Source organism: Aliterella sp. E5.1, assembly GCF_057473825.1.
In genome coordinates this window covers 28,609-49,362 of sequence record NZ_JBYCCV010000021.1, presented here as the reverse complement: position 1 = coordinate 49,362, position 20,754 = coordinate 28,609, and the positions used below count along the sequence as shown (strand labels likewise).

The window sequence follows — 20,754 nt, the reverse complement described above, 5'->3', positions numbered from 1 at the left end:
GCGGGTTTTTGCTCTTAGAGCATTAGCGATAAACAATTTTGGTTGCTGCTGTTGATAATGCGCTAACTTTATGTTTAAATCAGGTTTCATAGCCTTGTTGCACATTTTCAGCGACACGTTTGAGACGTTGCAATTGACTTTGCATATCTGCTTTGGTTAAATACGAGGCAAAGATCTTAAAACCCCAGCGAATAACGAGGTTAGGAATCTCAAACTGAAAACAATTGACTAGAAGCGTCCCGTGTGATGTAGGCTTGCATTCCCACAAGTCGCTGCCTTGAAAAAATCCCTCAAAACTCCATACAATCAATCCTGGTTTTCGCTCCTTAACCACTGCTTCAAGAGTTGGTTTGATGATAGGGATCATAATTATAAAACGGCTGCAACTACCTAGCTCCGTACTCCAGCCGCCCACAGGTTCGCATCTTAACAATGGGTTTAACCATTTGTGCATTAAAACGCGATCGCTTATACAATGCTCGACTACCTTGGGGCTTGCATTAATTTCTATTGATTGCTCAAATTGCTGAGATGACATAGCAGCTAACAATAATTACTCGTATTTTTAGTAACAAATACTGACTCAACTAATTTAGATGCTTGGATATTAATAACTTTTTGAAAGTTACCTAAATCACCAAAAATTATGAAATTACTGACGTTTTAACTGTAATTCTCCACAAAGGTAGATGTGTAATAGTATTTTTCATAATAACTCTGTATAGAGATACATTGTGGTGTTTTATAGGTCAACTTATGACTAAAGAGCAAGTACAAGTAGTCGGATAAGATTTATTAGTGGGCGTATTAAGGAGTTATTTGTAAAAACAATGATCGTACTTTTTTCAGTGGTGTCTAACCTTAATTTACAAAAATCATGAATGTAACTTGGCAAGAAATAATACCAGCAACAGGTATTAATGTATCAGTAAATACTCAAAAGTTTTTAGCGCAAATTACACCAGCGCCAGGAATAGACGTAACTCAACCAAGGCAAGCGGTTGAAAATAGTGTTGATTACGCACAAAATATTTTTCAACAGCTAATAGCATTTATCCCTAACTTGCTTGCAGCCGTAGCAATTTTGCTAGTTGGCTTAATTGTTGCCTACATCGCCAAAGCCATAATCAAAGGACTTCTTAAGCGTACTAACATAGATAATCGCATTGCCGCTAGTATAATGGGTCGTAGCGATCGCGGCGACTTGCTCAAGGTCGAAGAATTCATCGGCAGTGTTGCTTTTTGGACTGTCATTCTGTTTACCGTAGTAGCAGTTTTACAAACGCTACAGCTAGAAGTAGTTTCAAGACCCCTTGGTACGTTCCTCAATCAGCTAATTGGATTTTTACCGAGATTGCTAGGAGCGTTAATATTTCTGGGTGTTGCCTGGCTAGTAGCAACCGTAGTCAAACTCATAACTACCCGTGGATTGCAGGCAGTTAGGTTAGATGAGCGCGTAAATCAACAACCAGAGGGTACTCCTCCACAGGCAGATCGTTTATCTCTTAGCGATACTATTGGCAATGCCCTGTATTGGTTCATCTTTTTACTGTTTCTAATTCCAATTTTAGATACTTTAGGTTTGCAGCAAGCGTTGCAGCCTGTAGAAAACTTGGTTGATGAGATTCTCTCAATTTTGCCCAATATCTTAGCCGCCGTGCTAATTGCTGGGGTAGGTTGGTTGTTGGCGCAAGTAGTACGCCGGATTGTAACCAACTTACTTGCAACTACAGGAATCGACCAAGCAGGAGTAAGGTTTGGCTTGCGTCGGACGGCAGGAGGGCAAACCCTGTCAGGAATTATTGGCACAATTACTTACGTGTTGATTTTGATTCCGGTGGCGATCGCAGCGCTTAATGCTTTACAAATTGCGGCGATCTCGGTTCCGGCGATCGCGATGTTGCAACAAATCCTCAATGCTTTACCAGGAATATTCACCGCCGCATTGATTTTGATTGCTGCTTATTTTATCGGGCGTTTTTTGGCAGACTTGGTTACAAGCATCCTCACCAGTCTGGGATTCAATAGCATTTTCTCAGTGCTAGGATTACCGTCACCTACCAGACAAAGGGCTGTTCCGCCGCCTTCAACACCGTCAGTTGTAGTTATCCCGCCGCCAAGTACAGGATCGCAAACCGTTCTTCAGCCAGATTCTACTAACGCCGCCCAGCAGTTGGCAACTAGAACCCCCTCAGAACTTGTCGGCATTATTACCCTAGTGGGAATTATGCTATTTGCGACTTTAGCGGCGGTGAATATTTTAAATATTCCCGCCCTAACAGCGTTGGTAGGCGGATTAGTCCTGATCTTAGGGCGCATTCTTGCCGGATTGGTAGTATTTGGCGTTGGTTTGTTTTTGGCGAACTTGGTGTTTAACATTATTAGCAGCTCTGGCGATCGCCAAGCGCAAATTTTGGCTCAAGTTGCCCGGATTGCAATTATTGCTTTTGTGTCAGCTTTGGCGCTAAATCAAATCGGCATTGCCAGCGATATTGTTAATCTAGCCTTTGGTTTGCTATTAGGGGCTTTGGCGGTGGCTTTAGCTCTTGCCTTTGGCTTGGGTGGACGCGATATTGCTAAAGAGCAAACTAGAGAATTACTAGACTCGTTCAAGCAACAACGCAACCAGCCACCACGAGTTTAGGCTGTTAGTTGCAAAGGATCTAGCTCCCCCTGAATCCACGCTAGATCCTTCAAGGGGAAAACCTTTCCAGCATACTGGCTCCCCCTAAAAAGGGAACTTTAATATTTTCCCCCTTTTTAAGGGGAGGCAAAAAGCGGGTATGGCTCTCTCTTGCAAACTTTTGTGGAAGGAAACCTCCCCCACAAAGTTTGCGCTTCTTCCCGCTTTATTGCCGTGGGCTAGGGGGAAGCTCACCGGATCGCACGTTATCCAACTTCTTGTTTCTTGCCTTTCACGTCTGCTATTCCCAACTTACTTGCTATCTCATCTTTAATCCGGTTCATGATCGAAGCTTCATCCAAAGATTCTAAAATCCGGCTGACTACCGCTTTCGGGCTTTCTGTACCCCAAGAAGCTCCATTAGCTAAGTAAACTTTGGCTACTTGCCCAATCCCGTAGGAAGAAACCCCCGCTACCGCCGCTTGCGTCACAGCTACGGATACATAAGCACCCAACGTAGCGCCCCCGGTAGCGGGCGCAGACAAACCAAGTAAACCTTTAAGGGAACTCAAACCTAAATTTGCCAAAAGTTCGCTTGCACTAATTCCGCCCATACTCAGGGCAATTTTTTGTAATAGAGCGATCGCACCTGCTTTGGTCATCTCAATCCCATATAACTTAGATAAAGTCACGATCAAAGTTATGTCAATAACTGCGCCGCTAAAGAGATCGACTACTGTAACCGGGTTAAGAGCGATCGCTAATGATTTGGTCATTACTCCCCGCCAAATCAACTTATTCGCGCTCAGTTCTCTAATTTCTAGTTTTCGCGCTAACAAGCGCTCGTTTACATTGTCAGCGTACAGCATGGTGTTGAGGGCAACTAAAGCTTTACCTTCTCGGTGCAAAATCTCTAATATTTTTAGCTTCATCTCCTGAATTTGCGGTTCTCCAGGGCTACGTTGCACAAAACGGCTGCCATCGGGGCGCACAATCGCTTTAGTAACTAGCGGAGAACCTGCCGCCATCACAATTTCATCGGGGGAAAGTAGCTCTTTTACTCGTTCATCGCGGATTTTGTGATAAATTGCCAAGCGATCGGCTTGGGGGTACTGATCGATTTTGTTAAATACAAGTAAAATCGGCTTACCAGCATTCCGCAGTTGCGACAAGGCAACCTGCTCTACCTTGGTCATATCACCAGCAATTACAAACAAAATTAGATCGGTTTGTTGAGCTATCTCTTTAGCCAACAAAGCGCGAGTTTCGCCATCTACTTCATCCAAGCCTGGAGTATCAATCAACTCCACTTGCGAATTACCCGCCCCCGGTAGCGTCACCATGACTGTGCGAGATTCACCATCGCCGATAAATTGCTCGTCAATTTTCCAAGCAGCTTTGGCGGCGGTACGAGTAACGCCGTGCAGTACCCCTGTATCAAATACTTTTTGCCCTAATAAAGCATTCAGCAAAGAAGACTTACCCCTTCCTACCATGCCAAAGGCGGCAATTTGGACTACTTGACGCTCTAAGTTGTCTAACATCGTCTCCAATTGAGCAATTTCTGTCTCTAAAGGGCGGCGCTCTTGGGGTGTCAAGTCAAGTTTATTAATCAAATCTTGTAAAGCGGTTTGAGCTTGTGTGTAATTCAACTGCGCCTGAATATCGCCAAAACTCCAAATCGCATTATCCAAATCTGCATCAGTAGAGGAATCCGGCAAAGGAGGGGTAGGTTCAGGCAAGTTGTAGCTCAAGGGTAGCGCTCCTCAAAATATATCTTTTGCTTTTCGATCCTAGCGACTTAATCGGGCAAAATAGTTAAAAAAACGCCAAAGATTTAAACCTATTCTTATACCTTAGACAGGTTTAAGATCGCGATCGCCCTATGTCTTTGTGCTTTTGTGTCAATCAACATCTTTTGGTAATAATTAAGAAATTACTTAGCCTCAGTGCCATCAATATTTATCGTGAGTGGGAAGTATTTGCCAGAAACAACCGCCTATGTCAGGATTACACGGCAATCTTGGCAACAAGGCTTGCTGGAAGGGGATGTAAAAGCCGGAGAGTTTGAATGGCATTTTCAATGGTGTTTTCGCCGAGGAGAATTGTCTGTCAAGCCTTCCTCTGGTCGTGCCTTAATTAAAGAACCCCTAGGTCGCTTTTTAGAACAACGAGATTATCAGCTAGAAGCTGGGGGCGATTATGACTTTACAATTCGCGCCGATTTGTAGCCTTTAGGTATCTTTCAATCAATAAAATGGCAACTAGATCGTCTATAGGTCTTGGTGGCTCTCTCAAGCCCTGGGGGAGAAGTTTAGTTAATCCTTGAGGCGGGTACATCTGCCAATAGCGATCGCGCGCTTCCAACGTGCTGTTGTGTTCGTCTACCATAAAAATCGCTACTGTAGAGGGCAATTGTGTCTTAAGCTGCTTTTGCCATTGTTTAGAGGTAGTGCGATCGCCCATCACTACTATAGATATGGGAAATTTTTGGAGGATTGATTGCATAACTGAAGTCGCCTCCTCTGCCGATACAACTTGATGGTAATGCAGTTGCAAATCTTCGCCCATTACCGCCAATCCGCACTTATCTCGACCGGGATCGAAGCCCAAAATCATTTGTTGCCTCACAGTTTTCCTATTAATTTAGAGTTTATTTTGTTCCTCCTTGGTTGCTTTGCCTGCTTTTTATCGGTGCAGGATTAAGCGCATCTCTTAATTGGTTGCCAATTAGCTTTCTTGTGCCAAAAACCACTTGTCCATTTTTGACGGCAACTAATTGCACTTGAGAAGGGCCCGCCGTATAAATATCATCTGCGGCAATAGCTTTGATTTCTACGGGCTGATTGTACTGCCTTACTTGCTCAATAAAGCCTACTAGAGTTTCTAACCTCCCATCGCCAATTTCAATCGCATCTCCCAATATCCCTGCACGACGGGCGCGAAACTTTGCCGCACTTAGTAATAGTCCTACCTTTTGACGTATTTCTTGACCTGCGGTCGAGGGAGCGGCAGGAATCGCCGCCAATACATCACCTTTAGAAAAAACTACCTTATTTTCAGCGACATCGATCGCGGCTTGAACATTTCTTTCTCCCAAAAGGTAGTTTCCCGCCGAAATAACTCGCACTACATAATCTCGACCATCATCAATTTGGGCAATTACTTGCTCAACTTGGGTTTTGGATATCTGTACGGCTAGTTCATTATCGGGATCGGTTCCGGGTTGAGTTAGTTCTATTGCTACCCGATTTGCTTCGCGCAACAGTTGTTCAATAGCTTGACGCGCAGCTACTGTTTGCTGTATACGTACAACCCCCGCCGCTAAGACTCGACCGCTTTCTAGGGCAACATTTCCCTGGCGCAGAACTTGATAATCTTGATAATAACCTTCGAGTTTGGCAACTTCTTGTTCCAGATATTCCCGTTGACTCTCTAACTGTTTGAGCAGATTTTCTCTACCTGCGATGACGCGATCGCGCTCTGCAATCTCCTGGTCAAGCTTAGAAATCGCGTTATCGCGATCTGCAATTTGACTTCTGACTTCCTCTAGCTGTTTGCCAATTTGTTGGCGTTCATTTTGAAGTTTTTGAATTTCTGCTTGCAATGACTTTGCTTGCTGGGAGACTTTTTGCAGTAAATTTCTAGCCTCAATAAATCTAGTTGTAATTTTACTTAGCTGGGTTTGGTTGCGGCTTAGTTGAGCTTGAGTTTGGGCTTGCTTTGCTTGAGTGCGGCTTAGTTGGGCTTGAGTTTGGGCTTGCTTTGCTTGAGTGCGGCTTAGTTGGGCTTGAGTCTGCGTTTGTTTGGCAATTACCGCCTGTAACGATTCATTCGTTGCTTGCAAACGTCTTTGAGCTTGGGCTTGCCTTTTTTCGGCGGCTTTTTGTTCAATTCTAGATTGCTGCAAGTCTTTTTCTACACTGCTTTTTTGGATTCTTGTGGCTTCTAGTTCTTTAGTTGTAGCTTCTACCTGCTGGCGCTTGGTACTAAGGTCTGTTTGAATTTTCTCTAATTCAAATACTCCCGTCCGCAAGCTTTTATCTGCCGCAAATAAAATTGCTAAGGTTGATGCTGAAATGAGGCTACCTGTAAAGATTGTCACTAAAACCGCAGTTTTGCGCGGGCGGAGCTTAAATAAGCTCAGTCGAGCTTTTCCTACCCGCGTGCCAATGCGATCGCCTACAGTCGCGATTACACCACCCAAAATCAAAATTGCCGCAATCAGGATTATCCCTGTGGTCATGTTCAGTCATCCACCTTTGCCCACTCAGATACAGCCTACTGCAACCGCCTAGCTTTTGGTGACTTCCGGCAATTTATGCAACGGGAGAGAATGTGCCTTTATTAGGTAAACTGCTGGCTTAAAGCTACCGGGTTGTGGAGAGTAATCTTTTTTTTGTGAATGGAAATCATCTCATCAGTCCGCAAATCTCCCAAAAGCCGAGTTACAGTAACGCGAGTAGATCCAATTGCTTCAGCGATCGCTTGGTGGGATAGCTTCAGATCGATGGTAATTCCTTCCGTTGTTGGTACGCCAAAATCTCGGCACAAAATTAGTAAAAAACTTACTAATCTCGAACCCATATCGCGGTGCGCCAAAGTTTCAATCATCATTTCTGTTTGCAAAATCCGCGATGATAAGCCTTTTAGCATCAACATCGACAATTCTGGATTGCTTTTTAAAGATTGTTCTACTTGTTCTATGGGTGCAGAAAGTAGTTCTACAGGCGTAAATGCTACCGCATGATAAAATCTATCCGAGCGTTGCCCAGTAAGCAGCGACAGTACCCCAAACACGCTATTTTCTCTGAGCAATGCTACAGTTATTTCTTCTCCAGCCTCGTAAACTCTAGAAAGTTTAACTGCACCCTTGAGCAAAAAATATACTCGTTCTGCTGGGTCGCCTGGAAAAAATATTGTTTTACCCCGTTCGCAGACTTCGACAACTGGGGGAAACGATCCTGTTCCTATTTGACGAAATACCGCCGCTAGCGGTTTATCTTGCATCACGATCATATTCCTGCCCTAACTGATATCCTACAACCTATACAAAACTCAGTAGTTTTGTATCACTACATCACTTAATATGACTTTAAACTGTTTTTTTGTATTATCGACTACATAATTTTTAAGAGAAAATTATTTTTGTAAAAAATTTACGTATTGAAGTGCAACAAAAACTAGATGCCCAAATTCGGGTATGCTCCTAGTTGAGAATATTTTTAACTGAAAACTTATTGTTTAGTAGCTCAAAAATATTAATTTATGCTTAATTTAACGGGAAAAAACGCCTTAGTAACTGGAATTGCCAACAATCGCTCGATTGCTTGGGGTATTGCTCAACAACTACACAAAGCTGGAGCAAACATCGGCATTAGCTATCTGCCCGACGAGCGTGGCAAGATGGAAAATAAAGTCGCAGAACTTGTAAAACCACTCAATCCCAGCTTATTTGTGCCTTGTAACGTCCAAAGTGACGAGCAGATTAAGGAAATGTTTGCAGCGATCGCAGATAAGTGGGGCAAATTAGATATTCTCATTCACTGTCTAGCTTTTGCCAATAAAGAAGACTTGACTGGTAACTTCAGCAACACCTCGCGTCCTGGTTTTAATCAAGCCTTAGAAATTAGTACCTATTCGTTAGTTCAGTTAAGCGGTGCAGCCAAACCATTGATGAGCGAAGGCGGTAGTATTGTGACTCTAACTTATTTAGGAGGCGATCGCGTTGTACCAAACTACAACGTGATGGGCATTGCCAAAGCAGGCTTAGAAATGAGCGTGCGTTATTTAGCCGCCGAATTAGGGACGCAAAACATTCGAGTAAATGCCATCTCCGCAGGTCCAATTCGGACTTTGGCATCTTCCGCCGTGGGAGGCATTTTAGATATGATTCATCATGTGGAAGAAATTGCGCCATTGCGACGCACGGTGACGCAGCTAGAAGTAGGAAATGCCGCCGCATTTTTGTGTAGTGATTTAGCAAGTGGAATTACTGGGCAAATTTTGTATGTAGATGCAGGCTACGAAATTATGGGAATGTAAAGACATAACAGCGCTAACTATCTAAGGATCTTTTGATAAAACGTGCAGCTACTAGCATCTTCAGTCAAGATTGAATAATAGATAGTTCTAAGTTAGTTTTATGCAAACAAGCGATCGCCAAATCCTATCATCTCTGTCTAACATTCCTACCCGCACGGCTTCTATTCGTCGTACTACCAAAGAAACCGATATAGAAGTTAGTGTCAATCTAGATGGTACGGGAAAATGCAATGCCAATACAGGCGTACCTTTTCTAGACCATATGCTGCACCAAATAGCGAGTCACGGACTAATTGACTTAGAAGTGCAAGCAACAGGCGATCTAGAAATAGACGATCATCATACCAATGAAGATGTTGGTATCACTCTAGGACAAGCATTAGGTAAAGCGTTAGGCGATCGCCAAGGGATTGCACGTTTTGGCAACTTTCTCGCGCCCTTAGACGAGGCTTTAATCCAAGTAGCGTTAGACTTCTCAGGAAGACCCCATCTTAGTTATGGCTTGCAAATTCCCACGCAAAGAGTAGGAACTTACGATACTCAGTTAGTGCGAGAATTTTTTGTAGCGATCGTCAATCACAGTCAAATGACGTTGCACATCCGCCAACTTGACGGCATTAATTCTCACCATATTATTGAAGCAACATTTAAAGCTTTTGCGCGTAGCTTGCGCCTAGCAATGGAAATCGATCCCCGGCGTAACGGAGCAATTCCTAGCTCTAAAGGCGTTTTGTAATTACTCCCAGACAAATATTAATTAAGTTAAATCTGGTGGTCAGACCCGAATAGAGGTCTATTGCCTGAAACTTGCGTACTTTAAGATAAAACACTTTTGCAGGGGGCTTGGGCGGTATCTTTTCGGAGGAATCCTTCCCCCGAAAAATGCCTTGGGAGTCAACTCGTCCCCAATGGGGGGTTTGGGGGGCAGACCCCCCATATCTTGGTTTTTCTTAGGTATTCCCTACTTAAACTAAAAGCAAGCAAATTTAAATAAAACCATTATGACCACTACAACTAAATTCCTTACGCTTGAGGAATTTTTGCAGCTACCAGAAACAAAGCCTGCTAGTGAATATATCAAAGGTCAAATTTTTCAAAAACCTATGCCCAAAAGCAAACATAGCCTATTACAACTACAAGCTTGTAATGCGGTTAATGATCTAACGGCAAAAGCAAAGATTGCCTATGCTCTCCCAGAGTTGCGTTGTACCTTTGGCGGACGTTCAATTGTTCCTGATGTTGTGGTTCGATTATGGCAAAATATTGAATTTGATGAAAATGGTGAACCCATAGACGATGTAAAAATTGCCCCCGATTGGACAATCGAGATTTTATCACCAGAGCAAAGCTCAAACCGCGTCACAGGAAACATTCTCCACTGCCTCCAGCATGGTTGTCAGCTAGGCTGGCTAATAGATCCCGACGATCGCTCTATTTTAGTTTTTCGACCCAACCAGTCGCCCATATTGTGCATAGATAGCGATCGCATTCCTGTACCTAAAGATGTTCCCCTTGACCTCACCGCAGAACAACTATTTGATTGGCTCAAAATGGTGTAAAACGCTACTGTATGCCAGATATCGCTCTTTTGGCAGTGGTTTTCGGCTAGGTTAGATATGATATAAAAGTCGATAATTCTTAAAAAATATTAATCAATGCTGACTTCCTCCTCTGGCTTGTCCAAGGTCAAAGACTCAGTAAAAGAGAAAATTTTCTTCGGTCAAGAACCAAGCACCGAGTTAATCGCAATTCTTACTGTATATTTTGTTCAAGGTATTTTAGGATTAGCGCGGTTAGCCGTTAGCTTCTTTCTTAAAGACGAATTAGGCTTAAGCCCAGCCAACGTATCCGCCTTATTTGGCATTGTTGCCTTACCTTGGATTATCAAACCACTGTTTGGTTTTTTGTCCGACGGGTTGCCGATATTTGGCTATCGGCGGCGACCATACTTAGTATTGTCAGGACTGATTGGTACAGTATCCTGGATTGCTCTTGCGACAGTTGTCCACTCTCCCATTGCCGCCACTTGTGCGATCGCTCTTGGTTCTCTTTCCGTTGCCATTAGTGATGTGATTGTGGATTCATTGGTAGTAGAACGAGCTAGAGTAGAATCCCAAGCAGAAGCCGGGTCTTTGCAGGCTCTTTGCTGGGGAACAACTGCTGTTGGAGGCTTAATCACTGCCTACTTTAGCGGCTTGCTTCTAGAGCATTTCACAACGCGCACAGTATTTGGAATTACCGCTTTATTTCCCTTAATTGTCTCTGCTGCCGCCTGGTTTATCTCCGAAGTTCCAATTAGAAAAGTCGATGAATCTCCAAACCACAATTGGTTAAACGTCAAAGACCAAATTAAACAACTGCGCCAAGCTATTACCCAAAAATCGATTTGGCTACCTACAGCCTTTGTATTTATTTGGCAAGCTACCCCAACGGCAGACGCGGCATTTTTCTTTTTCACCACCAACGAGTTAGGCTTTCAACCCGAATTTTTAGGTAGAGTGCGCCTAGTCACAAGCATTGCCTCTATAGTTGGGATTTGGATATTTCAGCGCTTCCTCAAAACTGTTCCCTTTCGAGTCATCTTTGGCTGGAGTACCTTACTCTCGGCAGTATTGGGTATGACGATGCTACTACTTGTAACTCATGCTAACCGCAGTTTGGGGATAGGTGATCGCTGGTTTAGCTTGGGCGATAGCTTAGTGCTGACGGTGATGGGACAAATTGCTTATATGCCTGTATTAGTTCTAGCAGCGCGTTTATGTCCGCCAGGAGTAGAAGCAACTTTATTTGCTTTACTAATGTCCGTCTCTAACCTAGCTTCAATGGTTTCCTATCAATTGGGTGCTGCCTTAATGCACCTCCTTGGTATCGCTCAAACCAACTTTGACAACCTGTGGATATTAGTAATTATTGCCAATCTCTCAACTTTGCTACCTCTACCTTTCCTCAACTGGCTACCAGATAAAGAAACGGAACCAACCGCACCAATTTTAGCCAGCGACACTAACTACAAAGGCATCATCCCTGATTGGATGCCAGAATTTGTCCCCCAATCTTTAATTCAAGAGCCAGCTAAAAAACCTGTTGATTAACAGCTACTTTCAAATTCATAAACCTAATCTATGCAACTCCACGAACGAGCATCTACCGTCCCTCTCAACTCCTACGATCGTCAAGACTGGCAAAAAGGTTACGAATCGGTTAAACACGAACTAGATTACTGGGTAGAAGATATTGAAGGGGAAGTCCCTCCAGAACTCAACGGTACTCTATTTCGCAATGGACCCGGCTTACTAGACATTGAAGGTCATCACATCCATCATCCTTTTGATGGCGATGGTATGATTAGCGCGATCGCTTTTTCTAATGGTCGCGCTTATTTCCGCAACCGCTTTATTCGCACTACTGCTTACGTCGAAGAACAAAAAGCGAAAAAAATCCTATATCGCGGTGTTTTTGGTACTCAAAAACCTGGTGGTTGGCTGGCAAATGCCTTCGATTTGCGCCTCAAAAATATCGCCAATACTAACGTTATTTATTGGGGCGATAAACTACTGGCTTTGTGGGAAGCTGCCGATCCTCATCGCCTCGATCCTTTTACTCTAGAAACTTTGGGTAAAGAGTCTTTTAACGGCGTTTTAGCTGATGGCGAAGCTTTTGCTGCCCATCCCCGTTTCGATCCTAGTTCCAAGTTTGATCGTGGCGAACCTTGCTTAGTCAACTTTTCTATTAAGCCAGGATTATCCACAACTATTACTATTTTTGAGCTAAATCCTGCCGGAGAAGTCATCAGAAAACACGCTCATAGCGTTCCGGGTTTTGCCTTTATCCACGATTTTGCAATTACACCCAACTACTGCATATTCTTTCAAAATCCCGTAGCTTTCAATCCTATTCCTTTTGTCTTAGGAATGCGTGGGGCGGCAGAGTGCATCAAGTTTCAACCCAATCAACCTACGCGGATCGTGATTATTCCCCGCGACAGCAAAAAATCTGTACAAGTTCTTGAAACTCATGCCGGGTTTGTTTTCCACCACGCCAATGCTTTTGAGCAAGGCGAGGAAATTTGCATTGATTCTATTTGCTACGAATCGTTTCCAGAAGTAGAACCCCAAAGTGATTTTCGTCAAGTTGATTTTGATGCGCTCAAGCCTGGGCAATTGTGGCGATTTCATCTTAATTTGAGCGACAAAAACGTATCGCGGGAATTAATAGAAAGCCGTTGCTGCGAGTTTCCTACTATTCATGCTCAAAAAGTTGGGCATCCTTATCGATATTTGTACATGGGTGCGGCAGATGGCGAAACAGGTAACGCGCCTTTGCAGGCAATTTTGAAAATCGATCTAGAGTCCAAAGAACGCCAACTTTGGAGTGTTGCGCCTCGCGGCTTTGTCAGCGAACCAATTTTTGTGGAACGTCCTGATGGCAAAAGTGAAGATGATGGCTGGCTGCTTACAGTAGTCTATGACTCCGCTCACCATCGCTCGGATGTAGTTATCCTTGATGCTCTCGATCTCTATAAAGGCGCGATCGCGCGTTTGCACCTCAAACATCATATTCCCTACGGTTTACATGGCAGCTTTGCTCCCACAGCCTTCATTCCACAGGCTTAAAACGTAGCTTAGAAAAATAAGTTTTCAGCAGTATTACCGATGCGTGGCAAAACAAAGTTTTGCCACGTTTGTACTTGGAGCATTTATCTTTTAATAACCTAGACAATCAAGTAAATATTAATACAATTTGAACTATTCAATCCGATTGAAGGGTCAAGCCCTAAATAGAAGTTAAAGACTTAATTTATCGTTACTTATTTTGTCACATATATATAAGTTTTTTGCGTAGTAAAAATACAGAGAATTCTCTAGAATGGGCTACTCTAGTTGACAACGCGATCTTGGCTTTTTCAAATTGCTCTGCAAGCAAGAAATATTCAAAACAAGTGTCTCAAATAATACCCTAATACAGGAGTGGCAAGAGATTAAAAATAATAGTAGAAACCTTTAACTGAGATTCAAATACATGAATAATTCTGACGATGAATACATCACTTATGTGGTGGTATAACAACAAAATACCGAACGAGAACCAACTCAAAAACAAGTAAAAATTATGAATAATCCCGAAGACGAACACATTACTTACATTGCTGTTGAACCATCAAAGTCAGGAATGATGCAAAACTTAAATAAATCTCAGCTTTCTGCTGCCGATTTAGCTGGTGGCGGTAACTTAGATAAAGTCCGCGATATCCTCTTTGGCGGGTAAATGCCGGATTATGAAAAGAGATTTAATCGCTTAGAAGACCGTTTAATAAAAGAATGCAGCAGCATTCGAGATGATATGAAAAAGCGCTTAGACTCCTTGGAAATGTATATCAAACAAGAAGTAGAAGCGCTAAATGACGGGCTAAAAACTGAGCAGTCGCAAAGAGATGAAACAACCAAAGAAATTGCTCAAGAACTTAAAGATACGTCCAAATCTTTAGAGAGAAAAATTGGACAACTAGACGAGCAAAGCAACCAAAAACAGCGCGAGTTGCGTCAACAAATTCTCGATCAATCAAAAAGTCTTAATGATGATATGCGTCAGAAGTATGAATCTATACTAAGTGTTATTGATGGAGAAGTTCAAGAATTGCGGAGCGATAAAACTGATCGTTCTACTTCGCCCTACTATAAATCCCTCTCCCAAATACTGGGAGAGGGATTTTAAAACTAGCTAAGTTGCCAAGGAAAGTAATCGCGCCTTTCCCCAACTAAGTTGGATTAACCAACTAAATGTAATATGTCGCGGACTACGCTGTAACCAGCCAAATCCCAAAGTAGATACGCTAAAAAGCCAATCATCGCCAAGCGTCCATTCCATAATTCCGCTTGAGGATTCCAACCAAATAAGAATGTATTGCGGTCTTTGCCATTGTAGGCTGTAGCAACGGGTGGTAAGTTTGGAGTTTTGGTTTCCATGTGCTTAGTGTGTAAAGAATTATGTCTTATGTCTCTACTCTAGCCAGCAAACTAGATGCTGCTTTCTGCCTTTAGACACAAACCTTAACCAACTCCAAGGGCGGATTTAAAACGGTCTTTTTGTAAAGAGCTATATCAATAGTTAGAGTAAAATTTACATTTTGAAATGTATGGTACTCAAATTGATGGTAGGAATAGCTAAATTTATACTCGTTTCCCAAACCTACTTAGCTTCTTTGCTGCCCTATTATCGCGCCTCATCCTACTAAAGGAATATCTTTCAGACCAAGGGGGGATGTTATAAACTGCTACAGGCAGCGATTCTGACATCAATGTTGAGTACTGTAAGATATACACTGTTTTTACCTCACACAATTTATAAATCAACGTCGAGTTAAGCTTTGACGAAGGGTATACCATGTTTGAACATATTGGGATGACACTGGGACTGTACAAAACGCTATTTTGGTTAGCGCAAATTCCAGTACAAAATGGAGTAGAAACTCCAGAAGATGCGGCACTTTTGTTTTCAGGTCCAAAATTTTTTGTGGCATTAATCGCCGGGGTAGTACTTGCCTTTGCCGTACAGCTACTACTAACTAATGTTGGGGTAGCTTTTCTTTTAGGGCGTGGTTCTGACGAGAGCGACAGCGATCACACCGATGAAGAAGCAACAAGCTTTGGCGGTACTATTCGCAAAATTGGCACAGCATTGGGGTTAGCGACCTTAATTAGTGTCAGCATTTCCTTAGCGATCGCTTGTTTTTTGGCAGTAAAACTAAGTTTGATTGAAAGTGCGGGACTTGGCGCAATCGTTGGTTTAGTAATTTGGGCAGCTTACTTCTTGCTCTTGGTGTGGGTAGGTTCAAGTAGTGTAGGATCGCTCATTGGCTCCTTAATCAATACAGCAACTTCTGGGATGCAGGCATTGATGGGAACCGCCGCCGCCGCCTTGGGAGCAAAAGCTGTAAATAATCAAGTAGTAGCTACGGCTGAAGCCGCAGCCACAGCAATCCGCCGAGAGCTAGGATCGGGAATAGACCCGATGAGTATTCGGGAAAATGTTGAAGACTATTTGCAAATGCTGCGTCCTCCAGAATTGGACTTAAGCAAAATTAGGGGCGAATTTGAAAAATTACTCAACGATCCGCAGCTAAAAGCTGTGGCAGGTAGCAGCGATTTACGCAATATTGACAGGCAGAAGTTTGTTGAATTGGTCGGCAGCCGCACGGATCTATCTAAAAAAGATATGAACCGGATTGTCGATCAACTAGAAAGCGTATGGAAGCAAGTTGTCGATCGCCAAGAAGCACCCCAAAGCGATCGCATGGGCGAATTGGTTGAATATCTCAAGTCTGTTGCGCCGGGACAAACAAAAACCGACGAACTTGATGCCAAAATCGATCGCTTGATGGCAGAAATGCGTCAATCAAAATCTGCCGACCAAAAAGCAACTCAAGGAAACGCTCCGGGTATTGTGCAAACAGGCATCAATACTCTAATAGGTTTAGTCATGGGGCGCACGGACTTATCGGATTTGGATGTAGAGAAGATTATCGGATCGCTAACTACAGCCAAAGATAAAGTTACTGGGCAAGCAGACAAGATTGCTACGCAAACAGGAATTAAAACTCCTGTGCCTTACAGTACAATCCGTGCTGATGTAGAAAACTACCTGCTCAATACTTATTCTTGGCAAATGAGCCAAGAGAAAATTGCTCAGGAATTTCACGATGTTTTGTACGATCCTGCTGCCGATCCTGGAGCCGTGCGCCGTCAACTAGAACAACTTTCTCGCAACGATTTTGTGCAATTATTGCAACAGCGCGGAATTCTGACTCAATCGCAAATTGCCAATATTGCCGATCGCTTAGAAAGTATCCGCACGGAAGTCCTCACCACCGCGAGAGCGCAAGAGGAGCGCGAAGCATCTCAAGACTTGCAACGGGCAGTAGAGAGCTATTTGCTAGTTACAAGTAAGTCAGAATTGACAACAGAAGGAGTTGAACGCACCTTTAAGCCACTACTCCAAGACTCTGAAGCAAGCCACGAAACTTTGAGTATTCGCCTAGCCGCTTTAGATCGAGAATCTATGCGCCAAGTATTACTTCAGCGCAATGATATTGCTGAAGCCGAAGCCGATGAAATTGTGGGCTTACTAGAAGCACAGCGCGATCGCGTATTGGTAGAGTCGCAAAACTTGGCAGAACAAGCTAGAGTTCAAGCGGAATCGCTATGGTTGAATTTGGAATCTTACCTGCGCAATACCGGGAAAGATGAACTTAATCCCAATGCGATCGCTAGCGACCTCAAGAAACTGTTGGACGACCCACAAGCTGGCATGAGTGCGATCGCCTCCCGTGTATCTCGTTTTGACCGCGATACCTTGGTACAGTTGCTAAACCAGCGTCAGGACTTGAGTGAGGAGCAAATCAATCAAACCATCGACCAAGTAGAATCGGTTTGGAGTAGCCTCCGCCACGCACCGCAAAACGTTACTGCTTTAGCTAAAGAGCAATACGACTCGGTGACAACTACTTTGGCTGATTACTTGCGCAATACAGGCAAAGATGAATTGAACCCTGAAGGCATTGCGCGCGACTTTAGTAGACTATTTGAAAATCCCCAACAGGGAGCTTTGGCGTTACGTCGTCGCTTGTCTCAAGTCGATCGCGATACTTTGGTGCAATTGCTCAGTCAACGCCAAGATTTGAGCCAAGAGCAAGTAAATCAAGTCATTGACCAAGTACAAAGCTCGATTCGCAACATTGTGCGCAGTCCAAGAAGACTAGCAGCAAGAACTCAACAAAGAGTACAAACTTTCAGCGCAAATGTTGAAGATTACTTGCGAAATACAGGCAAAGATGAACTTAATCCTGAAGGGATTAAGCGCGATTTGCAGCTATTAATCAACGATCCACGGGCGGGAGTAGAAAGCTTTAGCGACAGATTGGCTCATTTTGACCGCGATACGGTAGTTACTTTACTGCAAGCGCGGGGCGATATGTCGGAGGAGGAAGCGGCTCGAATCGTCGATCAAATCCTTTCTGTCCGCGAACAATTTGTCGAACAAGTTAGAGCCGTGCAACGGCGGATTCAAGATGCAATTGAAGGGGTATTTAGTCAAATTCGCCATTACCTCAATGCTCTCGATCGTCCCGAACTCAACTACGATGGCATCAAACGCGATGTCCGACAGTTGTTTGACGATCCGCAAGCGGGTTTTGATTCAATTCGCGATCGCCTAGGTTCGTTCAACCGCGATACTCTAGTTGCGGTGATGAGTTCTCGCGAAGATATTAGCGAGGCTGATGCTAACCGAATTATTGACCAAATTGAGGGCGCGCGTAATAGCGTCTTGCAACGGGCTGAGCGCATTCAGCAAGAAGCCCAACGACGTTTGGAAGATGTGAAGCATCAAGCTCAAAAGCAAGCGGAAGAAACTCGTAAAGCTGCTGCAACGGCGGCTTCATGGCTAGCTGGAACGGCAGTAGTTTCGGCTATTTGTTCGGCAATTGCTGGCGCTTTAGCTGTAGCTGGTTAAATTATTTGTTGATGTTGATTTTGACTTCGCCTCCCAAGACTTGGGAGGCTTTTTTTTGAGGATTAAGTCAAATTTTCTTGACTAACGCTTAGAGGTAAGTTATTAAGCTGGACTGAGGAATCAACCCCAGATAATTCCAAACAGTAGCCCGCACCATAAACTGTCTTAATGTAGCGAGGATGGCGGGGATCGGGTTCTAGTTTAGTTCTCAAATGCCGGATGTGGACGCGGATTGTTTCAATATCATCGTTAGGATCGTAGCCCCAAACTTCTTTTAAGATCTCGCTGGGGGATACCGTTTGACCGTGGCGTTGCAGCAAGCAATGAAGCAATTCAAATTCTAAGTGAGTTAGCTTGATTGTTTTTGTAAACCAAATTGCCTCAAACCGCTCTGGTACTAAGGTTAATGAACCGTAGTTAAGAATTTCGCTATGCTTGGCAGCTTGGGGAATGCGATCAGTACGGCGCAACAAAGCTCGGACTCTAGCTAGTAATTCTTCTACTTCAAAGGGCTTTGTTAAATAATCATCCGCCCCAGCATTAAATCCTTCCACCTTGTTTTGAGTTTGACTTAGAGCCGTTAACATTAGTACGGGGATTTCGGCAGTCCGTTCGTCGCGGCGCAAACGTTGGCAAACCGTAAACCCATCAACTCTAGGCAACATCAAATCGAGCATAATTAAGTCTGGCAATAGTTGCATTGCTAAAGCTTGACCTTTGATCCCATCTTCTGCTTGGCTAACTTCGTACCCAGCCATTTCTAGATTGACTGCTACGAGTTCTGAAATTGCTGGATCGTCATCAATAACAAGTATCCGAGGCATTACTAATAAATCTTTACAGATATTAAGGATAAATAAGAACCTTTGCGGGATACAAAGATCGCTCTCATTATTATAAAGAGCATTCTAAATATAATCTAAAGATTTTAATAAATGTATCAATAAATGAACTACAGAAAGAGAAATATTAAGCAACAAGCCGAAATAATAAAATAATTGTGTTTAATTTGAATTTGCTCTATGTCAAATGTTGCCTATACTCCCCCCTGGGGGCTAAAAAATGGCGTGCTAATGACTGTTTATACTGCCCTAGTTGCAAGCCAAGAGTGGGAAAAGACAACCGTACACCCAGAGCCACCCTACCAAGAAAAAGTTTTTGCTGGAGCTAAAGGAGTACCAATTTTTGGTACTGTTGCCATCCCTAAAAATCCTCGCGGTACGATTGTTGGAACCTATGGGATTACTGGATCGTTAGACAATCAATGGTTTTTACGACTTTTGGGGCGCAAAGCCTTTGCTCAAGGTTATGCAGTGGTGCTGTTTGATTGGAGAGCGCACGGCAAAACCGCCTTGCTGTCACCAACGCTGACTTCTGATGGTTTGTTTGAAGGAGAAGACTTTGTGCGGATTGCGGCTCAAGCTAAATCCATGGGTTGTCCTGCCAAGTTTTGGTTTACAGGTTTTTCGTTGGGCGGACAATTGGCATTGTGGGCGGTAAAAGCAGCACAAGATTTAATTAAAAACAAGGAAATTGAGCTAGATCTTGCCGAAATTGGGGGCGCGGCGGTAATTTGTCCGAGCTTAGACTCGATTCGATCGCTCAATTATTTAGTTAAAGATCCTTGGGGTAAGTATTTGGAACAAGCGATCGCAAAAGAACTAAAAAAACTTGCTATGAAAATTTACCACGCTCACCCTGGAGAAATCGATTTAGCGGCAATTGAGAGGGCGACTAGCATCTGGGGTTTCGATCGCGAGTTAGTGATCGATCGCTTGGATTTTCCTACCGTAGAGGCTTATTACGAGGCGAGTAGTGGCTTGCATATATTGCCGCACCTAGAAAAACCAACTTTAATTCTTTATGCTGCCGACGATCCAATGTTTGCGCCAGCAATTCTTCCCGACTTGCAAGCCGCCTGTCAAGGAAATCCGCATATTGACTTAGTGCTAACTGATCATGGCGGTCATGTAGGCTATATCAGTAGCAAAGAAGGTCAAGAAATGGCTAGAGATCCCGACTGTTGGTGGGCGTGGAATCGGATTTTGGAGTGGTGCGACAACTAATGGTAAAACCTGTCATCGATCGCCAACGGGAACATCAAGCCAACGAGCGGACTTTTTTAGCTTGGCTAAGAACATCAATTGCTTTAATTGGTTTTGGATTGGCGATCGCACGTTTTGGCTTATTTTTGCGTCAACTCCAAGTAGCAGTTACTCAAAAGCCCGTAGCTACTAACCCAATTTTTACCTCAGAAAACTTGGGCGTTACTCTAGTAATTTTTGGAATTATTGTTATTGGTTTAGCAGCTTGGCGCTACAACCAAGTTTTTTGGCAAATCGAACGGGGAAATTATCGCCCCAGTCGCTTATTAGTTTGGATTATGGCGCTCGTAGTAACGATTTTAGGAAGCTTAAGCATTCCTTTAGTTTTGTGGCGGGATTCATCTATTTATCCACCAATAGATGATAGTAAGCTGCCATCGAAGTCCCGCCGCCAAGTATTTTTATTTAGACTCCCTAGAATAATTAAATGATTTTATCCCTGACGTTAGATGTAAGTTAATAGATAGCTTTAAT

Annotated in this window: 19 protein-coding genes; 12 read left to right on the top strand and 7 right to left on the bottom strand. The window is 43.5% G+C overall.

The features are described 5' to 3' along the window. Positions 1 to 79 precede the first annotated feature (79 nt). Complete coding sequence (locus AC2VE5_RS10115) at positions 80 to 538, bottom strand: SRPBCC family protein (protein WP_486887627.1); 459 nt, start codon at positions 536 to 538, stop codon at positions 80 to 82. A gap of 339 nt (positions 539 to 877) precedes the next feature. Here AC2VE5_RS10115 and AC2VE5_RS10110 point away from each other — a divergent pair, with 339 nt between their 5' ends. Then, complete coding sequence (locus tag AC2VE5_RS10110) at positions 878 to 2,644, top strand: mechanosensitive ion channel (RefSeq protein WP_486887626.1); 1,767 nt, start codon at positions 878 to 880, stop codon at positions 2,642 to 2,644. Positions 2,645 to 2,889: 245 nt separating this feature from the next. On the opposite strand, the gene AC2VE5_RS10105 is transcribed toward AC2VE5_RS10110, so the two are convergent. Beyond that, positions 2,890 to 4,377, bottom strand: coding sequence for a GTP-binding protein (locus tag AC2VE5_RS10105; protein WP_486887625.1), 1,488 nt, complete (start codon positions 4,375 to 4,377; stop codon positions 2,890 to 2,892). A gap of 213 nt (positions 4,378 to 4,590) precedes the next feature. On the opposite strand from AC2VE5_RS10105, the gene AC2VE5_RS10100 reads away from it, so the two are divergent. Beyond that, positions 4,591 to 4,854, top strand: a complete 264-nt coding sequence (locus AC2VE5_RS10100) for a DUF3146 family protein (protein WP_486887635.1) — start codon at positions 4,591 to 4,593, stop codon at positions 4,852 to 4,854. Here the strand turns inward: AC2VE5_RS10100 and AC2VE5_RS10095 are convergent. The 3 genes from AC2VE5_RS10095 to ntcA all read right to left on the bottom strand — a co-directional run bounded on the left by AC2VE5_RS10095 (position 4,832) and on the right by ntcA (position 7,642). After that, positions 4,832 to 5,242, bottom strand: coding sequence for a RuvC family protein (locus AC2VE5_RS10095; protein ID WP_486887634.1), 411 nt, complete (start codon positions 5,240 to 5,242; stop codon positions 4,832 to 4,834). The genes AC2VE5_RS10100 and AC2VE5_RS10095 overlap by 23 nt on opposite strands. Before the next feature lie 34 nt (positions 5,243 to 5,276). Further along, a complete protein-coding gene (locus AC2VE5_RS10090) occupies positions 5,277 to 6,869 on the bottom strand; it encodes a DUF3084 domain-containing protein (RefSeq protein ID WP_486887624.1) in 1,593 nt (530 codons plus the stop codon). Between the two features lie 101 nt (positions 6,870 to 6,970). Then, positions 6,971 to 7,642, bottom strand: a complete 672-nt coding sequence (ntcA, locus tag AC2VE5_RS10085) for a global nitrogen regulator NtcA (RefSeq protein ID WP_486887623.1) — start codon at positions 7,640 to 7,642, stop codon at positions 6,971 to 6,973. Between the two features lie 249 nt (positions 7,643 to 7,891). Between ntcA and fabI the strand changes: the two genes are divergently transcribed. The 7 genes from fabI to AC2VE5_RS10050 all read left to right on the top strand — a co-directional run bounded on the left by fabI (position 7,892) and on the right by AC2VE5_RS10050 (position 14,380). Continuing rightward, entirely contained in the window at positions 7,892 to 8,668 is a 777-nt protein-coding gene (fabI, locus tag AC2VE5_RS10080) for an enoyl-ACP reductase FabI (RefSeq protein ID WP_486887622.1), read from the top strand. Between the two features lie 100 nt (positions 8,669 to 8,768). Then, positions 8,769 to 9,404 carry an imidazoleglycerol-phosphate dehydratase HisB gene (gene hisB, locus AC2VE5_RS10075; RefSeq protein WP_486887621.1) on the top strand — a complete coding sequence of 212 codons (636 nt, stop codon included), beginning with the start codon at positions 8,769 to 8,771 and terminating at the stop codon, positions 9,402 to 9,404. 265 nt (positions 9,405 to 9,669) lie between these two features. Beyond that, positions 9,670 to 10,227: a Uma2 family endonuclease gene (locus tag AC2VE5_RS10070; RefSeq protein ID WP_486887620.1), complete on the top strand. Its 558-nt coding sequence runs from the start codon at positions 9,670 to 9,672 to the stop codon at positions 10,225 to 10,227. A 96-nt stretch (positions 10,228 to 10,323) separates the two neighbouring features. Then, on the top strand, positions 10,324 to 11,760 hold the full coding sequence (locus AC2VE5_RS10065; RefSeq protein WP_486887619.1) for a folate/biopterin family MFS transporter: 1,437 nt from the start codon (positions 10,324 to 10,326) through the stop codon (positions 11,758 to 11,760). Positions 11,761 to 11,790: 30 nt separating this feature from the next. After that, positions 11,791 to 13,281: a carotenoid oxygenase family protein gene (locus AC2VE5_RS10060; RefSeq protein WP_486887618.1), complete on the top strand. Its 1,491-nt coding sequence runs from the start codon at positions 11,791 to 11,793 to the stop codon at positions 13,279 to 13,281. A 496-nt stretch (positions 13,282 to 13,777) separates the two neighbouring features. Next, complete coding sequence (locus AC2VE5_RS10055; protein ID WP_486887617.1) at positions 13,778 to 13,933, top strand: hypothetical protein; 156 nt, start codon at positions 13,778 to 13,780, stop codon at positions 13,931 to 13,933. Continuing rightward, positions 13,934 to 14,380 carry a hypothetical protein gene (locus tag AC2VE5_RS10050; RefSeq protein WP_486887616.1) on the top strand — a complete coding sequence of 149 codons (447 nt, stop codon included), beginning with the start codon at positions 13,934 to 13,936 and terminating at the stop codon, positions 14,378 to 14,380. A gap of 53 nt (positions 14,381 to 14,433) precedes the next feature. Here AC2VE5_RS10050 and AC2VE5_RS10045 read toward each other — a convergent pair whose 3' ends face one another. After that, on the bottom strand, positions 14,434 to 14,631 hold the full coding sequence (locus AC2VE5_RS10045; protein ID WP_486887615.1) for a high light inducible protein: 198 nt from the start codon (positions 14,629 to 14,631) through the stop codon (positions 14,434 to 14,436). 418 nt (positions 14,632 to 15,049) lie between these two features. Between AC2VE5_RS10045 and AC2VE5_RS10040 the strand changes: the two genes are divergently transcribed. Then, on the top strand, positions 15,050 to 18,175 hold the full coding sequence (locus AC2VE5_RS10040) for an MFS transporter (RefSeq protein WP_486887614.1): 3,126 nt from the start codon (positions 15,050 to 15,052) through the stop codon (positions 18,173 to 18,175). Between the two features lie 62 nt (positions 18,176 to 18,237). On the opposite strand, the gene AC2VE5_RS10035 is transcribed toward AC2VE5_RS10040, so the two are convergent. Beyond that, positions 18,238 to 18,999, bottom strand: coding sequence for a response regulator transcription factor (locus AC2VE5_RS10035; RefSeq protein ID WP_486887613.1), 762 nt, complete (start codon positions 18,997 to 18,999; stop codon positions 18,238 to 18,240). A gap of 198 nt (positions 19,000 to 19,197) precedes the next feature. Between AC2VE5_RS10035 and AC2VE5_RS10030 the strand changes: the two genes are divergently transcribed. Both AC2VE5_RS10030 and AC2VE5_RS10025 read left to right on the top strand, forming a co-directional pair. After that, a complete protein-coding gene (locus AC2VE5_RS10030) occupies positions 19,198 to 20,241 on the top strand; it encodes a YheT family hydrolase (protein ID WP_486887612.1) in 1,044 nt (347 codons plus the stop codon). Continuing rightward, positions 20,241 to 20,711 carry a YidH family protein gene (locus tag AC2VE5_RS10025; protein WP_486887611.1) on the top strand — a complete coding sequence of 157 codons (471 nt, stop codon included), beginning with the start codon at positions 20,241 to 20,243 and terminating at the stop codon, positions 20,709 to 20,711. Before AC2VE5_RS10030 ends, AC2VE5_RS10025 begins: the two co-directional genes overlap by 1 nt. Positions 20,712 to 20,754 lie beyond the last annotated feature (43 nt).